Here is an 18,278-nt window from a genome sequence, read left to right on the forward strand (position 1 = left end):
TGCATGTGTTAAGCCTGCCGCCAGCGTTCAATCTGAGCCATGATCAAACTCTTCAGTTAAAGAACTTGCTCACTCAAATCGTATTACACTAACTATAACTTAATCGATTCATCACCTAAGCAACAAACCAACATAAAGCGATTGCCGTGTAGACTCTCGTAAGACTTCAATTTTTTTGATCAACTACCTTCCGGTAAAACCGAACGGCGATGATCTTCTGAAGACTCCAATGAGCGCCCACACAAATTATCTGATTAAATTCTTAAAGAGCGGTTACGCGTTGCTGCGTAACGAGGGCTGTATATTACAGATTAAAAATGATGATGCAACACCTAAAAACAAAAAAGCCATAAATAAATATGGCTTTTAAACAATTAGATAGAGAACAAAGTAAGAATAACCTTACTTAATCTCGAGCGCTTGCGCTTCAATGCGCGATTTCCACTCAGCAGGACCTGTTATATGCACAGAGGCTCCTTGTGTATCGACAGCCACTGTTACAGGCATATCAACCACATCAAACTCATAAATCGCTTCCATTCCAAGTTCTGGAAAGGCAATAACATCCGCTTTCTTAATGGCTTTAGACACTAAATACGCTGCACCACCAACAGCCATCAAATAAACCGCACTGAATTCTTTAATAGCCTCTATAGCAATTGGACCACGTTCAGACTTACCTATCATGCCAAGCAAGCCTGTTTTATCAAGAATAGTTCGAGTGAATTTATCCATGCGCGTTGCCGTGGTTGGTCCAGCAGGGCCAACAGCCTCATCTCTTACTGGATCAACAGGCCCAACGTAATAAATAAAGCGCCCTTTCAGATCAACTGGAAGCTCTTCACCATTGGCAATCATTTCGACCATTTTTTTATGAGCGGCATCACGACCCGTAAGCATTTTACCATTCAACAGAACCGTTTCACCTGGCTTCCAGTCTTTTACTTGCTCAGGTGTAATCTCATTTAGATTTACACGACGAACACTCTCGCCCACTTCCCAAGTAATCTTAGGCCAATCATCTAATGATGGCGGAACAAGATCTGCCGGACCTGAACCATCAAGCACAAAGTGCGCATGGCGTGTTGCCGCGCAATTAGGAATCATCGCAACAGGCAATGACGCGGCATGAGTTGGATAATCCATGATTTTCACATCAAGAACGGTCGTCAAACCACCCAAACCTTGAGCACCAATACCTAGATTATTAACCTCATCAAAGATAGCCAGACGCAACTCTTCAACACGAGTTTTTGCGCCGCGCGCTTTTAACTCATGAATATCAATCGGCTCCATCAATGATTCTTTCGCCATAACCATGGCTTTTTCAGCCGTACCACCAATACCTATACCCAGCATGCCTGGCGGACACCAACCAGCACCCATTGTCGGTACTGTTTTTTTCACCCATTCAACAATGTCATCCGATGGATTAAGCATTGCCAATTTGGATTTGTTCTCTGAACCACCACCTTTTGCTGCAACATGTATTTCAACGGTATCACCAGGAACCACTTCCATATGGATAACAGCAGGCGTGTTGTCCTTGGTATTCTTTCGAGCACCAGCAGGGTCGGCTAAAATAGAGGCACGAAGTATGTTGTCAGGAAGAGTGTAAGCACGTCGAACACCCTCATTGATCATATCTGCAACGCTTTTCGTGGTTTCCCACTGCACATTCATACCAATTTTGATGAAAACGGTCACAATACCAGTATCTTGGCAGATTGGACGCTTACCTTCTGCACACATTCTTGAGTTAATCAGAATTTGTGCCATGGCATCCTTGGCCGCTTTACTCTCTTCCCTTTCATAAGCGTCATGTACCGCTTTAACGAAATCTAATGGATGGTAATAAGAAATAAATTGAAGCGCATCTGCAACGCTGTCAACTAAATCACTTTCCTTGATAATGCTCATGCATCTCTCCTGCTGAGGATTACGATTAAATCGAAAGGGAAATGGTAAAAGATGCGCAGGCGCAAAGAAAGGGCTAGAGCCTATTTTGGAAAGATATATAGCCCATTCACAAAATAAATAATTGAATACACACTGCAACCTCCCAAGATTAACCACCAAGAGAGACGACAAGCATGCTAAGGGGTCATTTTTTGATCGGACGAAACGTTTGAAGCTCGCAACGAATATTGGATATATTCTTCTAAAATCTGCGCGGTAAACGCCTCTCTATCCGGTAACGAGACAATACGCTCCGCCTCCCAGTTAATGAGACTGATAAACACAGAGTATTTTTTAATATAATTATAGCCTATCTGTTTTACACCAATGTCATGAGTAGCCATCAACCGCTGCACCTGCTCCAAATACTTTTGCGTTTCAAATTGGCCACCGCTGTTGGCCGCCGTAAGCAAACGCTGAATATGCTGCAATGGTGTATTTGACGAAGCAGATGAACGAGTTTTAGCACTGCCATCAAGAAACTTTGTTAACATTTCTTCGGTATAACGCTCTCGCTGATCAGTATCGGAAATCAACGCACTTTCACGCTCCAGTAGACGAATAAACAAGCTTTTATTTTGTATGTCTGAAAATTCTAAATCTTTTAGTGACAGTCCATTTTGCGACATGATTTCAACCACTTTCTCGTAAGAAGATGAATCAACCGAATTCGCAATCGACAAAGCCAGATGTCGACGTAAATTATGCATAATCTGCGCGGTACGATAGTCTTCTTTACGTTGCTCATGACGACTCAGGGATGCTTTATGATCATTCAAACTCTGAACACAGTTTTCATACACAGACAGCGCCTCTTGCTCCTCACGAAGACATTGCAAACGCTGATGATATTGATCTTTTTCCCACCTCTCATAGGCAACCGCACGCGCCTGAAAGGCCTTTTCAATCGCCTCTTCAAAACTTAACTCTATTTTCGCCCTTTGACTACGCTCTTGAAGCTCATGCTGTTCTTGTTGATGCCGATTGTCTTTTTTACGCTGCAGCGATAATTCAGACCGCTCTAGCTGTTGCTTTACCAATGCCATCTTAGCCTGAACACTGGCCTCATCGAAATCTGCCAGCGTTTTATGCACTTGCTGCCAATAGGCATCATCGGAAAAATCCATCACTGGATCAAAACTTGCCACATAGGGCTTTTCTGCTTCCGAAAAAGCGTCTGTTTCTGGACGAAAAGCCTCGGCAGCATCAATAACATTGCCGAAACTTCCCGATACCATCTGATCATTTCGTCTACCTGTGCTAGGCACATCATCCATGACATCATTCATTTTGTTGTTCCTGGGCATTACACTACCTTCAACCGCTTCGGTCGACTCCTGCTCAGCAACAGTAATGCTTTCTTTTTCAAGATCGCGATTTTTTTCACTAAACCGACGTAAATACACCGAATCCGTCGACACCGACTTGACGCTTGTTTCTTTTTGAAAGCGAGGCGCAGCACTATTCCAACTGACTTTATAAAGCAGTGCGCGATCGTATAACTGCACAACAGGCAACTCTCGCTGCACTATATTATATTGACGAATCAATGCCTCAGCGTGTCGCAATGCAACAACAGACTCAGTTGTATTGGTGGAAGTAGCCAAATTTAATAGCTTAACAATTTTGCCAATGGCTTTTTTTCTTCTACGCACGCTCATAAAAATGCCTATCCTTGTTTTGCCCGTCCTATTAAGAAGGCGGGCACAGCATGAACTAGATGTTAATAGTAAAGCTCTGCATTATCATCAGGCAAGGTCAAATCATCATTCAATAACGATCTGATTTTCTGCAACACATCCACCAGCACCTGTTGACTGTAAGGCAGCGCCGGCACTTTACCCCATACCGGCTCAGGCCAACAAACATCCGATTCAAAACGCACCACATGGTGAACATGAAGCTGCGTCACCTTATTACCAATCGCAGCAATATTTAACTTATCAGCAGAGAAGGCATCATGCAGAGCTTCTGCTAACAAGCAACTCTCAGACATTAATAACTGACGGTCACTTTCAACCAACTGATGAATCTCAGTCACTCCATTCCTTCGTGGCACCAATATCAACCACGGAAATTGAGAATCATTTATCAATCTCAACTGTGACAAAGGAAAATTGCCGACCAAAATAGAGTCTCGCTCTAATATTGAATTTAACTCAAACATCTTTCTCTAATCCTATTTACAATAAGCTCTTTCAGAAGCACTATAGCACCCTTATATTTAAAATCACCCAGAGACTCGGAGTCAGCATGACTGAGATGCAATGTGTCTTGGACGCACAAGCTAAATTAGCAGAATGCCCACGATGGGATGAACAAACCCAAACCCTCTATTTTGTTGATATTGACGCTTTTAAACTGCATGCTTTTAGCATTGACTCTTATAGCATAGAGACACGCCAGTTTGACGAAGAAATCGGCTGCTTTTCCCTCGACAATAATGGCGGATTTATTGCCGCCTTTCGATCAGGTGTTTATCGGTTCACGGATTTCAATGCACCACTGACACCTTATTGGAAAGCAAAGTACGACCAAAAAACCACTCGTTTCAATGACGGACGCTGCGATCTAAAAGGTCGTTTTTTAGCCGGCACCATGTACAGCCCTAAAGATGCCTTTAAAGGCGCGCTTTATCAGTTTGAAAACGGTAAAGCATCGGTATTAGATCAAGCGGCTTGGACATCCAATGGGTTAGCTTTCTCACCCGACGGCAAAATAATGTACTATTCCGACACACCAAACCACATCGTTTATCAATTTGACTATGATGTGCAAACAGGCAGCGCTACCAACAAACGCACCTTTATTGAATTCCCAAGAGGCAATGGCCGACCTGATGGCGCCGCAGTCGATAGCGAAGGCAATTATTGGAGTGCTTTGTACCAAGGCCAACGAGTGGTTAAAATTAGCCCTCAAGGTGAAATTTTAGCTGAATATCCGGTCCCTGCGACCTACCCCACCATGGTGGCTTTTGGCGGCCCCGACATGAAAACATTATTTGTCAGCACCTGCCGAATAGCACAAACAGAAGAAGAGCTTGAAACATTCCCTCAAGCTGGCGGCATTTTCGCCCTTGAAACCGACACTAAAGGTCTTATTGAACCTCGTTTTGCCGGCTAAAGTACTGACTTCTACATTTTAACTTTTAGACATAGACACTATTATCATGCGCGCAAGCAATTATTTATTCTCCACACTACGTGATGCACCAACTGACGCCGTCGTAACCAGCCATCAATTGATGGTTCGTGCCGGCATGATTCGCCAAATATCCAAAGGCCTATACACTTGGCTACCAACGGGCGTTAAAGTCTTTCGCAAAGTCGAAAGCATCGTTCGAGATGAAATGGAAAAAGCAGGCGCCCTCGAAGTTATCATGCCAGGCGTTCAACCTGCAGAACTGTGGCAAGAATCAGGTCGCTGGCAGAAATACGGTCCTGAACTACTTCGCTTAGTAGACCGTCATGGTCGTGACTATTGCTTAGGCCCAACTCACGAAGAAGTGATCACAGATCTAGCCCGTAACGAACTAACCAGTTACAAACAACTACCAGCAGCTTTCTTTCAAATTCAAACGAAATTTCGTGACGAAGTTCGCCCTCGTTTTGGCGTTATGCGCTCTCGTGAATTTTGCATGAAAGACGCTTACTCTTTTCACACGAGCCCTGAATCACTTCAAGAAACCTATGATGTCATGCATCAAGCTTACTGTAATGTATTTGATCGCATCGGCTTAGATTACCGCCCAGTACTGGCCGATACCGGCAGCATTGGCGGCGCTTACTCCCATGAATTTCATGTATTAGCGGATTCAGGCGAAGACGACATTGCGTTTAGTGACGCGTCTGACTTTGCTGCCAACGTGGAGTTGGCCGAGGCCATCACCCTAAAAGACAAAGCTGATCCAGCAACACAAGATACTGCTGAAGTATTTACACCAGATTGCAAAACGATTCAGAAAGTAGCTGAATTCTTAGCATTGGATGTCACCAAGACAGTAAAAACCATGCTAGTAAAAGGCATGGACACTAACGAAAACAGCACAATCGTCGCACTGGTTTTACGTGGTGATCACAGCATTAATGAATTGAAAGTCGAAAAAATTGACGGTATCGTCTCGCCTTTTGAATTTGCCAGCGAAGACGACATTCTAACAAGCATTGGTTGTGCGCCAGGCTCCATTGGCCCACAAGGACTTAAAGAGAAAGGCATTCGTGTGATCGTCGATCGCTCAGCGGCGGTTATGTCTGACTTCTGTGCCGGCGCTAACAAAGACGATTACCATGTGACCGGTTTAAACTGGGAAAGAGATTGCCCAAATACTGAAGTAGCGGATTTACGTAATGTCGTAGAAGGTGACCCATCTCCTGATGGTAAAGGCACCATCGTCATTAAACGCGGCATCGAAGTCGGTCACATATTCCAGCTAGGTCAACAATACGCTGAAGCATTAAACGCCTCCGTTCTCAATGAAAACGGCAAGGCTCAGATCATGCACATGGGCTGTTATGGCATCGGTGTTTCACGTATTGTTGCTGCAGCCATCGAGCAAAACTTTGATGATAAAGGCATTTTGTGGCCAGAAAGCATCACGCCTTTTGATGTGGTAATTGTGGCCATGAATTACGACAAATCAGAAGCGGTTCGCAACGAATGTGATCGCCTATACAGCGAACTAAAAGCCAAAGGCTTAGACGTTTTATTAGACGACCGAAAAGAACGCCCAGGCGTTAAATTTGCAGACTGTGAATTGCTCGGCATCCCACATCGCTTAGTAGTTGGCGATAAAGGGTTGGCAAACAACACATTAGAATACAAAAACCGTACTCAAGGCGAAAACCAAGATATAGCAACAGAACAAGCCGTTGAATTTATTCTTAGCCTGAAATAGCACCATCATGAGTCACTCAACCTCTCGCTGAGTGACTCACTCCCCTCTTTAGGCTTACTAAGAGAAAGGAACTCACATGACAACGATTTACCACAACCCACGCTGCTCAAAATCTCGTCAAACACTCGCTCTATTAGAAGAAAACGGCGTCCAAGCTGATGTCCGTTTGTACCTAAAAGAAGCGCCCAGCGTCGAAGAAATAACCACATTACTAAAACAGCTCGCCATCACGCCGATTGAGCTCATCCGTACCAAAGAAACCATTTACAAAGAGCTGGGGCTAAACTCAGAAAGCAGCGACGAAGAGCGCATTCAAGCCATGCATTCTCATCCAAGCCTTATTGAGCGACCTATCGTCATTCACAATGACCATGCAAAATTAGGACGCCCACCTGAGCAAGTTCTGGAACTGTTTAAATGAGCGATCCTTACGTTCTCATCTTATTTTATAGCCGCCATGGCTCCATCGCTGAAATGGCTAAATACCTCGCTCGTGGCGTTAACAGCACTGCCGGCATAGAAGCTAAAGTCCGGCAAGTGCCAGCGGTATCAGAAACCTGCGAAGCCACCAGTCAGGCAATCCCTAGCGAAGGCGCGCCTTATGCCACTCTAGACGAGCTGGCTAATTGTGCCGCCTTGGCACTTGGCTCACCCTCTTACTTTGGATCAATGGCCGCCCCACTCAAACATTTTATCGATCAGACCTCGACAATTTGGATGACCGGCGGACTCATCGACAAACCCGCCTGCGCTTTCACTAGCGCCAGCTCAATGCATGGCGGACAGGAACAATGCCTGCAATCGATGATGATTCCCTTGTTACACCACGGCATGATTTGGGCTGGATTGCCCTATAAAAATAAGGCACTGATCAACACCACCACTGGTGGTACACCTTATGGCGCCAGTCACTTAGCCACAGCAACCAGCGAAAACAATTTAAGCAAAGATGAAATATCTCTTTGTGAAGCACAAGGTAAACGGATTGCAGAGCTGGCTCTAAAACTGGCTAAATAAACATAAATACCAGCGCGCTAAATAAAATAATAGCCATAAAAAAAGGCCATGCATCTCGCTGAATGCATGGCCTTTCGTTTTTCACATCTGGCCTATCAAATGAACAAATAACGCAATTAAAAGCGCGGCAATTCAATATCCTGAAAAAGCAAATCAACCTCTTGGCGGTTGGACGCTTCCATCGCAGCAATAACTCGATCTTTCGTCAAATGCGGCGCAAAAGACTCAATGAACCGATACATATAACCACGAATAAACGTATTATTACGAATGCCAATTTTGGTGCAGCTGTCTTCAAATAAATGCGAAGCATCCAGTGCAACTAAATCTGAATCTTGCTGCTCATCGTATGCCATAGAAGCAACAATCCCGACACCTAAACCCAAACGAACATAGGTTTTGATAACATCAGAATCCGCCGCAGTGAAAACCACATTAGGCTCAAGCTCGGCTTTTTGAAACGCATGATCTAGTTGAGATCGACCTGTAAAGCCAAAAACATAAGTCACTATAGGATATTTAGCCAGCGCCTCTAATGTTAATACTCCAACTTGAGCCAAAGGGTGATCTTTCGGCACAACAACACATCGATTCCAAGTATAACAAGGCAGCATTATCAAATTACCAAACTGCTCTAAAGCTTCTGTCGCTATAGCAAAATCCACCACTCCGTCATTGGCCATTTCAGCAATTTGCATCGGCGTTCCTTGATGCATATGCAAGGCCACCGCTGGATAACGCTCTATGTACTCATGAATAACATTCGGCAACGCATAGCGCGCTTGAGTATGCGTAGTGGCAATATCTAGAGATCCTTTACGCTCATCACTAAATTCGCTAGCCACTCGCTTAATATTCTGAGTCTGATTAAGAATTTCACCGGCCAACGCAATAATCTTCTCACCGGCAGGCGTTACATGCGTTAAATGCTTGCCACTACGAGCAAAAACTTCAACGCCCAATTCATCTTCCAAAAGACGAATCTGCTTGCTAACACCTGGTTGAGATGTATAGAGACTCTGTGCAGTAGCCGACACATTTAAGTCATGGCGCGCTACTTCCCAAATATACCTAAGCTGCTGTAACTTCATCGAGCGCCTTATTCCAAAAAGAGTTAAAAACAGAAGAAAACATTACTTTATAGAATAGAGAAAAACCTCTAATGTTGCTAGCTTAAATCAGCGAAAGAAAGAATACGATGGATTTTATTTGGTATATTTTTGCCGGCGCCGCCGTTGGGCTGGCCGTCGGCATCACGGGTGTTGGTGGTGGCTCTTTAATGACCCCGCTATTACTGCTATTTGGCTTTCCACCTCATATTGCCATTGGCACCGACCTTATGTATGCAGGAATCGCGAAGAGCACGGGCGTATATTTGCACGCAAAACGCGGCAATGTTAATTGGAAAATAGTTGGTGCCATGACAGCAGGCAGCCTTCCTGCCTCTTTTATTACCGTATTAGCCTTGTCTCAATTCGAAAAACCAGATTATTACCAACAAATATTGACGGGCACCCTAGGCGTAATGCTACTAACAACCGCGTTAGCCATCATTTTTCGAGAAAAACTACTATCTCGTTTTGACTTCCAAATGCCAGAGGCTCGCAGTCTAAGAGTCATTTTCTTTTGCGGCATAATTCTTGGCATCTTAGTCACTCTAACATCAGTAGGCGCTGGCGCACTGGGAACCGCCATTATGATGGTATTATTCCCTGTAATGCGCGCCAAAAACATTGTCGGCACCGATCTCGCTCACGCCGTCCCTTTAACGCTTGTGGCTGGTTTAGGGCATGTTTTTCTTGGTAACGTGGATTACACCTTATTAGCCGGTTTATTAATTGGCTCTATACCAGCCATTTACCTAGGCACTCAAATCTCTACCTATGTCCCAAACAAGGTTTTGCAACCCATATTGGCAAGCGCTTTAATGGTCTTTGGCTTGAAATATCTATTCTTCTAAAAAAACGCTATAAAACCCAGCCCTGACGGTTCATTAACGAGTGAAAACAAGATACTGTAAGGGCTATAACTATTATGCAGTAAACAGGAAACCCCGTAATGAGCAATACACGCCTTGAGGATTTAAACATAGCCTCCTTTACCTCTTTGGTAACCCCTACAAAATTAAAACAAACCTTGCCTGTCAGCGAAGATGTAAGTCACCGCATCACCACCGCTCGCGACACCATTAAAAACATCATGGACGGCAAAGACCATCGCCTAGCGATTGTGATTGGGCCTTGCTCTATTCACGATACAGAAGCGGCCTTGGATTATGCTCATCGCCTGAAAGAACTTGCAGAAAAAGTAAGCGATTCACTTTATATTATTATGCGCGCTTATTTTGAAAAGCCTCGTACTACCGTAGGTTGGAAAGGGTTAATCAACGATCCAAACCTTGATGGCACCTTCGATATCGATAAAGGCCTACACATTGGCCGCAAACTGCTAATTGATCTTGCTGAAATAGGCCTACCTCTTGCTACAGAAGCACTAGACCCTATCTCTCCACAGTATATCCAAGATCTAATCAGCTGGTCAGCAATTGGCGCTCGCACCACAGAATCCCAAACACACCGTGAAATGGCCTCTGGTCTTTCTGGGCCCGTAGGCTTTAAAAACGGCACAGATGGCTCATTGTCTGTTGCGGTTAATGCCATGCAATCAGTTTCTCACCCGCACTCATTCCTAGGCATTAACGAAGAAGGCCAAGTCGCCATTGTTAACACCAAAGGTAATGAGTACGGTCACGTCGTACTTCGTGGTGGCAACGGCCTACCAAACTACGACGCCGCAAACGTCGCAAAAGCTGAAGCCGCGCTGACATCCGCCAAGCTAAAGCACAATATCATGATCGATAGCTCTCACGAGAATTCAAACAAAAAACCAGAACGCCAAGTAACCGTTGTAGAAGATGCGACTCAGCAAATTCTTGATGGCAACCAGTCTATTATGGGGTTGATGATCGAAAGCAACATTGGCTGGGGCAATCAAAAAGTACCTGCTGACAAAAACGACCTCCAATACGGCGTGTCAATTACCGACGCCTGCATCGATTGGGAAGCTACAGAAAAAACTTTGCTGACCATGGCTGAACAACTGAAAGACGTTTTACCAAAACGCGAACGCAGCTAAATTTAAAGCACAAAAAAAAGGGTGCCGATCAATCGATCAGCACCCTTTTTTAGTATTTTCTAACGCTACATAAACGCGTTATCAGTTACTGTATGGTCTGTTGAATCTTTCACAGCCGTTAACCCTGGCACTTTTTCAATCAGCGTTTTCTCAACACCTTCTTTAAGCGTTAGGTCAACCGCACTACAACCTTGGCAACCACCACCAAATTGCAAGACAGCCACTTGACCATCAATCACTTCCACTAAACTGACCTCACCACCGTGAGATGCCAATCCTGGGTTAATATCAGAATAAAGCACATAATTGATTTGGTCTTCAATAGGGCTATCCACACCAACTTTCGGCATTTTCGCATTGGGCGCTTTGATTGTTAGCTGGCCGCCCATTTTTTCCGTGGCATAATCGACAAAAGCTTCATCTAAAAAGTTTATTGAGTTCTTCTCAATATACACTTTCAGCTTAGGAAGATTTAGAATCTCATCCGTTTCGTTTACTTCATCAGGACGGCAATATGCCAAACACGTTTCCGCATAAGGGGTGCCAGGCTGCTGGATAAATATACGCACAGCAATACCTTCAACACCTTGTTTTTCAAGTAAAGAAGATAGGTACTCTTGAGCGCCATCAGTAATAGTAATATTCATAATAACCCTTCTTAAATCGGTAACACTGTCAATACGAGCATATTACAGCAGATGCACTTTAAAACCAAAGACCTAGTAAAAAAGTAAGGTATTTTTCATTATTCGTACAATGTTCGATATTCAATAAGACTTATAAGAAAAACCGCTATAGATATAGGCAAATATTCATTTTTAGAATAAGGGAATTTTGATAGAGTTACATAACTAAAATTTTATTAACGATGGTTTATTACTTTATGTATCAATACGACGCAATTGACCAACAGCTTGTTGATGAGCGTGTAGCACAGTTTCGTGATCAAACACGCCGCTACCTTAATGACGAACTGAGTGAGCAAGAGTTTTTGCCGCTACGATTACAAAATGGGCTTTACATACAGCGTTATGCACCAATGCTTCGTATTGCCATCCCATACGGTATGCTTTCAAGTGAGCAGCTACGCAAGTTAGCTGATATTAGCCGTCGCTATGACCGCTCTTACGGACACTTCAGTACCCGCCAAAACTTACAATTGAACTGGCCAAAACTTGAAGATGTCCCTGATATTCTACAAGAACTAGCACAAGTTCAGATGCACGCGGTACAAACCAGCGGCAACTGTATTCGCAACACTACGACCGACCAATATGCGGGCGTTATAGCTGACGAAATAGTCGACCCTCGCCCCTATTGTGAACTTATTCGCCAATGGTCTACTTTTCACCCTGAGTTTGCTTTCTTACCACGCAAATTCAAAATTGCGGTTAATGCGACTGAATCTTCAGATCGCGCGGCCATACAAGTCCATGATATTGGTCTGCAAATTAAGAAAAACGACGCCGGTGAAATCGGTTTTAAAGTCATCGTCGGTGGTGGACTTGGTCGCACCCCTATGGTGGGCGTTACCATCAGTGAATTTATTCCACGTGCTGACTTGCTGACTTACCTTGATGCCATTATTCGCGTCTATAATCAGCAAGGTCGTCGCGACAATAAATACAAAGCGCGCATTAAGATTCTAGTGAAAGCGCTTGGCATTGAAGAGTTTCGCAACCGAGTTGAGGCGGAATGGGTTCATTTACGCGGCAAAGAAAGCACGATTCCAATGAGTGAGTTTGATCGCCTATCCAGCTTTTTTTCTGAGCCAGCATACGAATCACTAACGAACAACCCGGTAGAACTAACGAGCAAACTAGCCAACAGCGCTGGCTTTTCACGCTGGCATGAGCGCAATACATTTGAGCACAAAAAACCAGGCTACCGCATCGTAACACTTACCCTTAAAAAACCGGGGCAAGCACCAGGCGATGCGACCTCAGATCAAATGGAAAAAGCCGCAGACTTGGCTGATCAGTTCAGTTTCGGTGAGCTCCGCGTGAGCCACGAACAAAACTTAGTTCTTGCTGATGTTCGTCAAGATCAGCTTGTTGCTATATGGGAAGCCGCCAAAGAAGCTGGCTTTGCTACACCAACTCTTGGCTTACTAACGGATATGATTTGCTGCCCAGGTGGCGACTTCTGCGCACTGGCAAACGCAAAATCCATCCCTATTGCCGACCAAATCCAGCAAACATTCGACAACCTTGATTACCTTTATGATCTAGGTAATATCGATTTGAATATTTCTGGCTGCATGAATGCCTGTGGTCATCACCATGTCGGTAATATTGGCATTCTTGGCGTCGATAAGAAAGGCCAAGAGTTTTATCAAATATCCATTGGTGGCGCTTCAGGCAACGATGCCAGCATCGGCAAAATCCTCGGCCCATCTTTCGCGCAAGAAGATATAACCAGAGTCATTCAAACGCTAATGGATGTCTATGTGAACAACCGTACGGATGAAGAACGTTTTATCGACACTTACCGCCGCGTTGGCATCACACCATTTAAAGAGGCCGCTTATGCCAAAGCTAATTAAGAACGGAGACATTGCCGACAACCTGTACACTTGGCAGCAAGACAGCGAAGCCGCTGCGTCTGACACAGCAATCGTACCCATGACAAAATGGCTAGCTGAAAAAGAAAGTATTGGCCCAGTCGCCGGAATATGGATTGATGCAGGTGAAGGCACTGAAGCACTAGCTGACGTCGATCTAAATCAATTTGCTGTGATTGGTATTCATTTTCCAGCATTTGTTGATGGTCGTGGTTTCTCTTACGCACGCTTACTACGTGAACGCCTAGGCTATAAAGGTGAAATTCGCGCCTTAGGAAACTTTATTCCTGATCAACTAGGCTACTTACTAAGAGTTGGCTTTAACAGCTTCCAATTCAATGAAGATGTGAATTTAGAAAAAGCATTGGTACTGCATAAATCTTTCTCCACCGCATACCAAGGCGATGTCATCGAGCCAAGACCGATGTTTCTACGTCGCTAAAGACTAAATCTATCGTCAGCATTCCGACAAAAGGCCCTTTTAAGGGCCTTTTCCTATTGCGTATTGTAGCCACCCTGATTATCGTATGACTTGGAAAGTGATTGATTTTTAAAGGACCTTATCGTGTCGAAAAAAAACATAACCTGTCTTCTTGCAGGACTACTACTGTCAAGCGTTGCTCAAGCGACGACCGCCTACGTATCAGATATTCAATTTGTTGCGATTAGAGAAGGTCAGAATAACAATACACGCGCCGTTGAACGTGGCATCAAAAGTGGCACTCCTCTTGAAGTGCTTGAACAAGAAAATGGGTACACTAAGGTTAAAACACCAAGTGGCAACGAAGGCTGGATTGCTGACTACTTTCTAAGTGACGACGCGGTCACAAGAGATCAAGTTATTAGCTTACAAACTAAGCTAACGGCGCTATCTGACAGCAAACAAAAGATTAACGCTGAATTGCAAAACAGCAAACAAGACATAGACAACTTAAATACCAAAGTTACGACATTGGAGAATGACAAAAACCTACTCATTAAGCAGCTTCAGCAGAATGAAACGCTTACCGAAAAGGCCAAATCCATCGTATCTCAAAATGCTGACGTTACTTATCAGGTAACCTCTTTAAAAGAACAGCTGGCCATCGCTAAATCGGAAGCCAATAAACAAGAAGATACCACTCAGCAAAAATGGTTTGCCATTGGCGCCGGCACACTACTAGGCGGCTTAATAATTGGCATTTTCATTCCTTTGTCACGTAAAAGAAAAAGCAACACTGGCTCATGGAGCTAATAGGTAAATAGCATGGATGCATCTATCGTACATTCCTTTTTCTTGATTTTCGGTGGTGCGGCGATTGTTGCATCGATCGCCTTATACACCAAGCAACCGATGATAATTGCCTATATTGCATTGGGCGTCTTGCTTGGACCTTATGGGCTGTCACTCATCAATGAACCAAAACTCATGGATGACATGAGCCATGTAGGCATCATTTTTCTACTTTTTTTGCTTGGCTTAGATATGCAGCCCAGCCACTTAATCAACATGCTTAAAAAAGCATCTTGGATTGCCCTGCTAAGTTCTGCTGCGTTTGCCCTACTTGGCTATTTAGTAGCTATTTTATTTGGCTACACAGAGCTAGAAAGCCTTATTATTGGTGTGGCGATGATGTTCTCCAGCACCATTGTCTGCATTAAACTGTTACCAACCACAGTACTGCACCACAAGCACACAGGAGAACTTGTGGTTGGGTTATTGTTATTGCAAGATATCATTGCCATTGGCGTACTTCTCGTACTCTACAGCGTCTCAGGAGATACCCACGATGGCGTAATGCAATACCTCAAACCGCTTATCGCATTACCCCTTCTCATTGGTGCGGCTTTTTTGTTCGTCAAATATATATTACTCAAGCTGATCACTCGCTTTGATCGGTTCCACGAATACATTTTTTTAGTCTCTATCGGTTGGTGCTTATCGATGGCGGTGCTTGCAGAATACGCAGGGCTATCCTCTGAAATGGGGGCTTTTATTGCTGGCGTAGCACTCGCAACCAGCCCAATATCACAATACATAGCCACTCATTTAAGACCATTAAGAGACTTTTTCTTAATACTTTTTTTCTTTACCATCGGCGCCAGCTTCAATTTAGGGTTACTTAGTGCCGTCATTGTGCCCGCTCTTATTTTGGCCATTGGCTCTATGCTAATCAAACCCGTAGTGTTTCGATTTTTATTAAAAGGCATTAAAGAAGATGCAAGTACGTCTTGGGAAGTTGGCTTTCGCTTAGGCCAAGTCAGTGAGTTTTCCTTATTAATCGCCTATCTTGCCGCCAATATTGGAATTATTGGTACAGAAGCGTCAAATGTCATTCAAGCAACAGCAATCCTAAGCTTCGCATTATCCACTTATGTTGTTATTTTGAACTTCCCAAATCCGATAGCAATATCAGATAGATTGCGCAGAGACTAGGTTTAACGGTTTTCTTTGTTATAATCTCTTTCTAGAAAACAGGGGTTTCTAAAATGCTTTTCAAAGCCCCCTTTCTTTAAGTATGTAAAATATAATAGAATACCGCGAAATACCTGACTACAAACAAAGAAAAGTCTTGTATACTAACGCGCAAATTTCGTCCCTAACTTATTTAGAGTAATCTAATGGCTGACTTATCAAAATACAGAAACATCGGTATTTTTGCTCACGTTGACGCGGGTAAAACTACTACTACAGAACGTATTCTTAAACTTACCGGTATGATCCACAAAATCGGTGAAGTACATGAAGGTGAATCTACAACTGACTTCATGGAACAAGAAGCAGAACGCGGAATAACCATCCAGTCTGCAGCGGTAAGTTGTTTCTGGAAAGATCACCGTTTTAACGTTATCGACACACCTGGACACGTTGACTTCACAGTAGAAGTTTACCGTTCTTTGAAAGTCCTTGACGGTGGTATTGGTGTATTCTGTGGTTCTGGTGGTGTTGAACCTCAATCAGAAACTAACTGGCGTTATGCTAACGAATCTGAAGTAGCACGTATCATTTTCGTAAACAAACTTGACCGTCTTGGCGCAAGCTTCTACCGCGTAACAGAGCAAGTTCAAAAAGTACTTGGCGCTCACCCGCTAATCATGGTTCTACCTATCGGCACTGAAGATGAATTCGTCGGTGTTGTTGACCTATTAAGCCGCAAAGCTTACATATGGGATGAAACTGGTCAGCCAGAAAACTACAAAGTTGAAGACGTTCCTGCTGACATGGCAGAAATCGTTGAAGAATATCGCGAGAAACTACTAGAAACAGCGGTAGAGCAAGACGACGATATCATGATGGCGTACATGGACGGTGAAGAACCTTCTATGGAAGACATTAAACGTTGTATCCGTAAAGGTACTCGTGACCTTGCGTTCTTCCCTACTTACTGTGGTTCTGCCTTTAAAAACAAAGGCATGCAGCTTCTTCTTGATGCTGTTATCGACTACCTACCAAGCCCAACAGATGTTATTCCACAAGATCTTACGGACGAAGAAGGTAATCCAAACGGTGAAAAAGCGATTGTTGATGCTAACGAACCGTTTAAAGCACTTGCATTCAAAATCATGGATGACCGTTTTGGCGCGCTAACATTCGTACGTGTTTATTCTGGTGTGCTAAACAAAGGTGATACGATTCTAAACAGCTTCACAGGCAAAACAGAACGTGTTGGCCGCATGGTAGAAATGCAAGCTGACGACCGTAAAGAAATCAGTTCAGCGCAAGCTGGTGATATCATGGCGATCGTAGGCATGAAAAACGTACAAACTGGTCACACTCTTTGTGATCCTAAGCACCCTTGTACGCTTGAAGCAATGGTTTTCCCTGAGCCAGTAATCTCTATCTCTGTTACACCGAAAGACAAAGGCGGTAACGAGAAAATGGGCGTTGCGATCGGTAAAATGGTTGCAGAAGATCCAACATTCCGCGTTGAAACTGATATCGATTCAGGTGAAACAATCCTTCGCGGTATGGGTGAGCTTCACCTAGACATCAAAGTTGATATCTTGAAGCGTACCTACGGTGTAGACCTTATTGTTGGTCAACCACAGGTTGCTTACCGTGAAACAATCACGAAAGAAATCGAAGATACTTACACGCACAAGAAACAATCTGGTGGTTCTGGTCAATTCGGTAAAATCGATTACCGCATCAAACCAGGTGAGCCAGGCTCTGGCTTTGTATTCTCTTCTTCTGTTGTGGGTGGTAACGTACCAAAAGAGTTCTTCCCTGCTGTAGAGAAAGGCTTTAAGTCTATGATGAACGAAGGTGTTCTAGCTGGCTTCCCAGTACTAGACGTTGAAGTTCAATTGTACGACGGTGGCTTCCACGCAGTTGACTCCTCTGCTATAGCCTTTGAAATCGCTGCTAAAGGCGCTTTCCGTCAGTCTATCCCTAAAGCTGGCCCTCAGTTGATCGAACCAATCATGAAAGTGGATGTGTTTACTCCTGATGATCACGTTGGTGATGTAATCGGTGACCTTAACCGTCGCCGCGGCATGATCAAAGACCAAGAGAAAGGTTTGACTGGTGTTCGCATCAAAGCAGACGTTCCTCTTTCTGAAATGTTTGGTTACATCAGTACTCTACGTACAATGACATCTGGTCGTGGTCAGTTCTCTATGGAGTTCTCTCACTACCTACCATGTCCTTCTAACGTTGCTGAAACAGTTATCGCAGCTGTTAAAGACAAGAAAGAACAAGAGAAAAAAGACAAGTAATATCACTTTATT

General features: G+C 43.9%; 16 protein-coding genes. 11 read left to right on the plus strand and 5 right to left on the minus strand.

The window, feature by feature from the left end; translation table 11 throughout:
• Nucleotides 1–402: 402 nt before the first annotated feature.
• From V6259_RS16935 to V6259_RS16945, 3 genes are all read right to left on the minus strand, one after another.
• Entirely contained in the window at nt 403–1,920 is a 1,518-nt protein-coding gene (locus tag V6259_RS16935; protein WP_341585528.1) for a fumarate hydratase, read from the minus strand.
• Nucleotides 1,921–2,096: 176 nt separating this feature from the next.
• Nucleotides 2,097–3,620, minus strand: a complete 1,524-nt coding sequence (locus V6259_RS16940) for a DUF2786 domain-containing protein (RefSeq protein ID WP_341585529.1) — start codon at nt 3,618–3,620, stop codon at nt 2,097–2,099.
• A gap of 62 nt (nt 3,621–3,682) precedes the next feature.
• Complete coding sequence (locus V6259_RS16945; RefSeq protein ID WP_341585530.1) at nt 3,683–4,126, minus strand: HIT domain-containing protein; 444 nt, start codon at nt 4,124–4,126, stop codon at nt 3,683–3,685.
• Between the two features lie 86 nt (nt 4,127–4,212).
• Between V6259_RS16945 and V6259_RS16950 the strand changes: the two genes are divergently transcribed.
• The 4 genes from V6259_RS16950 (at nt 4,213) to wrbA (ending at nt 7,870) form a co-directional block, all read left to right on the plus strand.
• Nucleotides 4,213–5,082 (plus strand): SMP-30/gluconolactonase/LRE family protein, encoded by an 870-nt coding sequence (locus V6259_RS16950; protein ID WP_341585531.1) that lies wholly within the window; start codon nt 4,213–4,215, stop codon nt 5,080–5,082.
• A gap of 46 nt (nt 5,083–5,128) precedes the next feature.
• Nucleotides 5,129–6,853 carry a proline--tRNA ligase gene (locus V6259_RS16955; RefSeq protein WP_341585532.1) on the plus strand — a complete coding sequence of 575 codons (1,725 nt, stop codon included), beginning with the start codon at nt 5,129–5,131 and terminating at the stop codon, nt 6,851–6,853.
• Nucleotides 6,854–6,929: 76 nt separating this feature from the next.
• Nucleotides 6,930–7,274 (plus strand): arsenate reductase (glutaredoxin), encoded by a 345-nt coding sequence (gene arsC, locus V6259_RS16960; RefSeq protein WP_341585533.1) that lies wholly within the window; start codon nt 6,930–6,932, stop codon nt 7,272–7,274.
• Nucleotides 7,271–7,870, plus strand: coding sequence for an NAD(P)H:quinone oxidoreductase (gene wrbA / locus V6259_RS16965; protein WP_133012249.1), 600 nt, complete (start codon nt 7,271–7,273; stop codon nt 7,868–7,870). The genes arsC and wrbA overlap by 4 nt, the downstream gene beginning before the upstream one ends.
• 116 nt (nt 7,871–7,986) lie before the next feature.
• Here wrbA and cysB read toward each other — a convergent pair whose 3' ends face one another.
• Nucleotides 7,987–8,961: an HTH-type transcriptional regulator CysB gene (gene cysB, locus V6259_RS16970; RefSeq protein WP_133012248.1), complete on the minus strand. Its 975-nt coding sequence runs from the start codon at nt 8,959–8,961 to the stop codon at nt 7,987–7,989.
• Nucleotides 8,962–9,068: 107 nt separating this feature from the next.
• Here cysB and V6259_RS16975 point away from each other — a divergent pair, with 107 nt between their 5' ends.
• Nucleotides 9,069–9,830 carry a sulfite exporter TauE/SafE family protein gene (locus V6259_RS16975; RefSeq protein ID WP_341585534.1) on the plus strand — a complete coding sequence of 254 codons (762 nt, stop codon included), beginning with the start codon at nt 9,069–9,071 and terminating at the stop codon, nt 9,828–9,830.
• A 98-nt stretch (nt 9,831–9,928) separates the two neighbouring features.
• On the plus strand, nt 9,929–11,005 hold the full coding sequence (locus V6259_RS16980) for a 3-deoxy-7-phosphoheptulonate synthase (RefSeq protein ID WP_133012246.1): 1,077 nt from the start codon (nt 9,929–9,931) through the stop codon (nt 11,003–11,005).
• Nucleotides 11,006–11,070: 65 nt separating this feature from the next.
• Here V6259_RS16980 and nfuA read toward each other — a convergent pair whose 3' ends face one another.
• A complete protein-coding gene (nfuA, locus tag V6259_RS16985; RefSeq protein WP_133012245.1) occupies nt 11,071–11,652 on the minus strand; it encodes a Fe-S biogenesis protein NfuA in 582 nt (193 codons plus the stop codon).
• 236 nt (nt 11,653–11,888) lie between these two features.
• On the opposite strand from nfuA, the gene V6259_RS16990 reads away from it, so the two are divergent.
• From V6259_RS16990 to fusA, 5 genes are all read left to right on the plus strand, one after another.
• Nucleotides 11,889–13,550 (plus strand): nitrite/sulfite reductase, encoded by a 1,662-nt coding sequence (locus V6259_RS16990; RefSeq protein ID WP_341585535.1) that lies wholly within the window; start codon nt 11,889–11,891, stop codon nt 13,548–13,550.
• The gene (locus tag V6259_RS16995) at nt 13,534–14,010 is read left to right on the plus strand and encodes a DUF934 domain-containing protein (protein ID WP_341585536.1); all 477 of its coding nucleotides are present in this window, start codon (nt 13,534–13,536) and stop codon (nt 14,008–14,010) included. Before V6259_RS16990 ends, V6259_RS16995 begins: the two co-directional genes overlap by 17 nt.
• Nucleotides 14,011–14,133: 123 nt before the next feature.
• Entirely contained in the window at nt 14,134–14,802 is a 669-nt protein-coding gene (locus V6259_RS17000) for a TIGR04211 family SH3 domain-containing protein (protein WP_341585537.1), read from the plus strand.
• Between the two features lie 12 nt (nt 14,803–14,814).
• Nucleotides 14,815–15,984: a cation:proton antiporter domain-containing protein gene (locus V6259_RS17005; protein WP_341585538.1), complete on the plus strand. Its 1,170-nt coding sequence runs from the start codon at nt 14,815–14,817 to the stop codon at nt 15,982–15,984.
• Nucleotides 15,985–16,169: 185 nt separating this feature from the next.
• Nucleotides 16,170–18,266: an elongation factor G gene (gene fusA / locus V6259_RS17010; RefSeq protein WP_341585539.1), complete on the plus strand. Its 2,097-nt coding sequence runs from the start codon at nt 16,170–16,172 to the stop codon at nt 18,264–18,266.
• Nucleotides 18,267–18,278 lie beyond the last annotated feature (12 nt).

It is taken from the genome of Marinomonas sp. TI.3.20, from assembly GCF_038155025.1.
Taxonomy (GTDB): Bacteria; Pseudomonadota; Gammaproteobacteria; order Pseudomonadales; family Marinomonadaceae; genus Marinomonas; species Marinomonas flavescens.

Excerpts from the sequence above, each read along its gene's own strand:
- V6259_RS16980 (WP_133012246.1), top strand. The coding sequence starts at position 9,929 with ATGAGCAATACACGCCTTGAGGATTTAAACATAGCCTCCTTTACCTCT.
- nfuA (WP_133012245.1), bottom strand. The coding sequence starts at position 11,652 with ATGAATATTACTATTACTGATGGCGCTCAAGAGTACCTATCTTCTTTA.
- cysB (WP_133012248.1), bottom strand. The coding sequence starts at position 8,961 with ATGAAGTTACAGCAGCTTAGGTATATTTGGGAAGTAGCGCGCCATGAC.
- fusA (WP_341585539.1), top strand. The coding sequence starts at position 16,170 with ATGGCTGACTTATCAAAATACAGAAACATCGGTATTTTTGCTCACGTT.
- V6259_RS16990 (WP_341585535.1), top strand. The coding sequence starts at position 11,889 with ATGTATCAATACGACGCAATTGACCAACAGCTTGTTGATGAGCGTGTA.
- V6259_RS16940 (WP_341585529.1), bottom strand. The coding sequence starts at position 3,620 with ATGAGCGTGCGTAGAAGAAAAAAAGCCATTGGCAAAATTGTTAAGCTA.
- V6259_RS16975 (WP_341585534.1), top strand. The coding sequence starts at position 9,069 with ATGGATTTTATTTGGTATATTTTTGCCGGCGCCGCCGTTGGGCTGGCC.
- V6259_RS16950 (WP_341585531.1), top strand. The coding sequence starts at position 4,213 with ATGACTGAGATGCAATGTGTCTTGGACGCACAAGCTAAATTAGCAGAA.
- V6259_RS16935 (WP_341585528.1), bottom strand. The coding sequence starts at position 1,920 with ATGAGCATTATCAAGGAAAGTGATTTAGTTGACAGCGTTGCAGATGCG.
- V6259_RS16945 (WP_341585530.1), bottom strand. The coding sequence starts at position 4,126 with ATGTTTGAGTTAAATTCAATATTAGAGCGAGACTCTATTTTGGTCGGC.
- arsC (WP_341585533.1), top strand. The coding sequence starts at position 6,930 with ATGACAACGATTTACCACAACCCACGCTGCTCAAAATCTCGTCAAACA.
- V6259_RS16955 (WP_341585532.1), top strand. The coding sequence starts at position 5,129 with ATGCGCGCAAGCAATTATTTATTCTCCACACTACGTGATGCACCAACT.
- V6259_RS17005 (WP_341585538.1), top strand. The coding sequence starts at position 14,815 with ATGGATGCATCTATCGTACATTCCTTTTTCTTGATTTTCGGTGGTGCG.
- wrbA (WP_133012249.1), top strand. The coding sequence starts at position 7,271 with ATGAGCGATCCTTACGTTCTCATCTTATTTTATAGCCGCCATGGCTCC.
- V6259_RS16995 (WP_341585536.1), top strand. The coding sequence starts at position 13,534 with ATGCCAAAGCTAATTAAGAACGGAGACATTGCCGACAACCTGTACACT.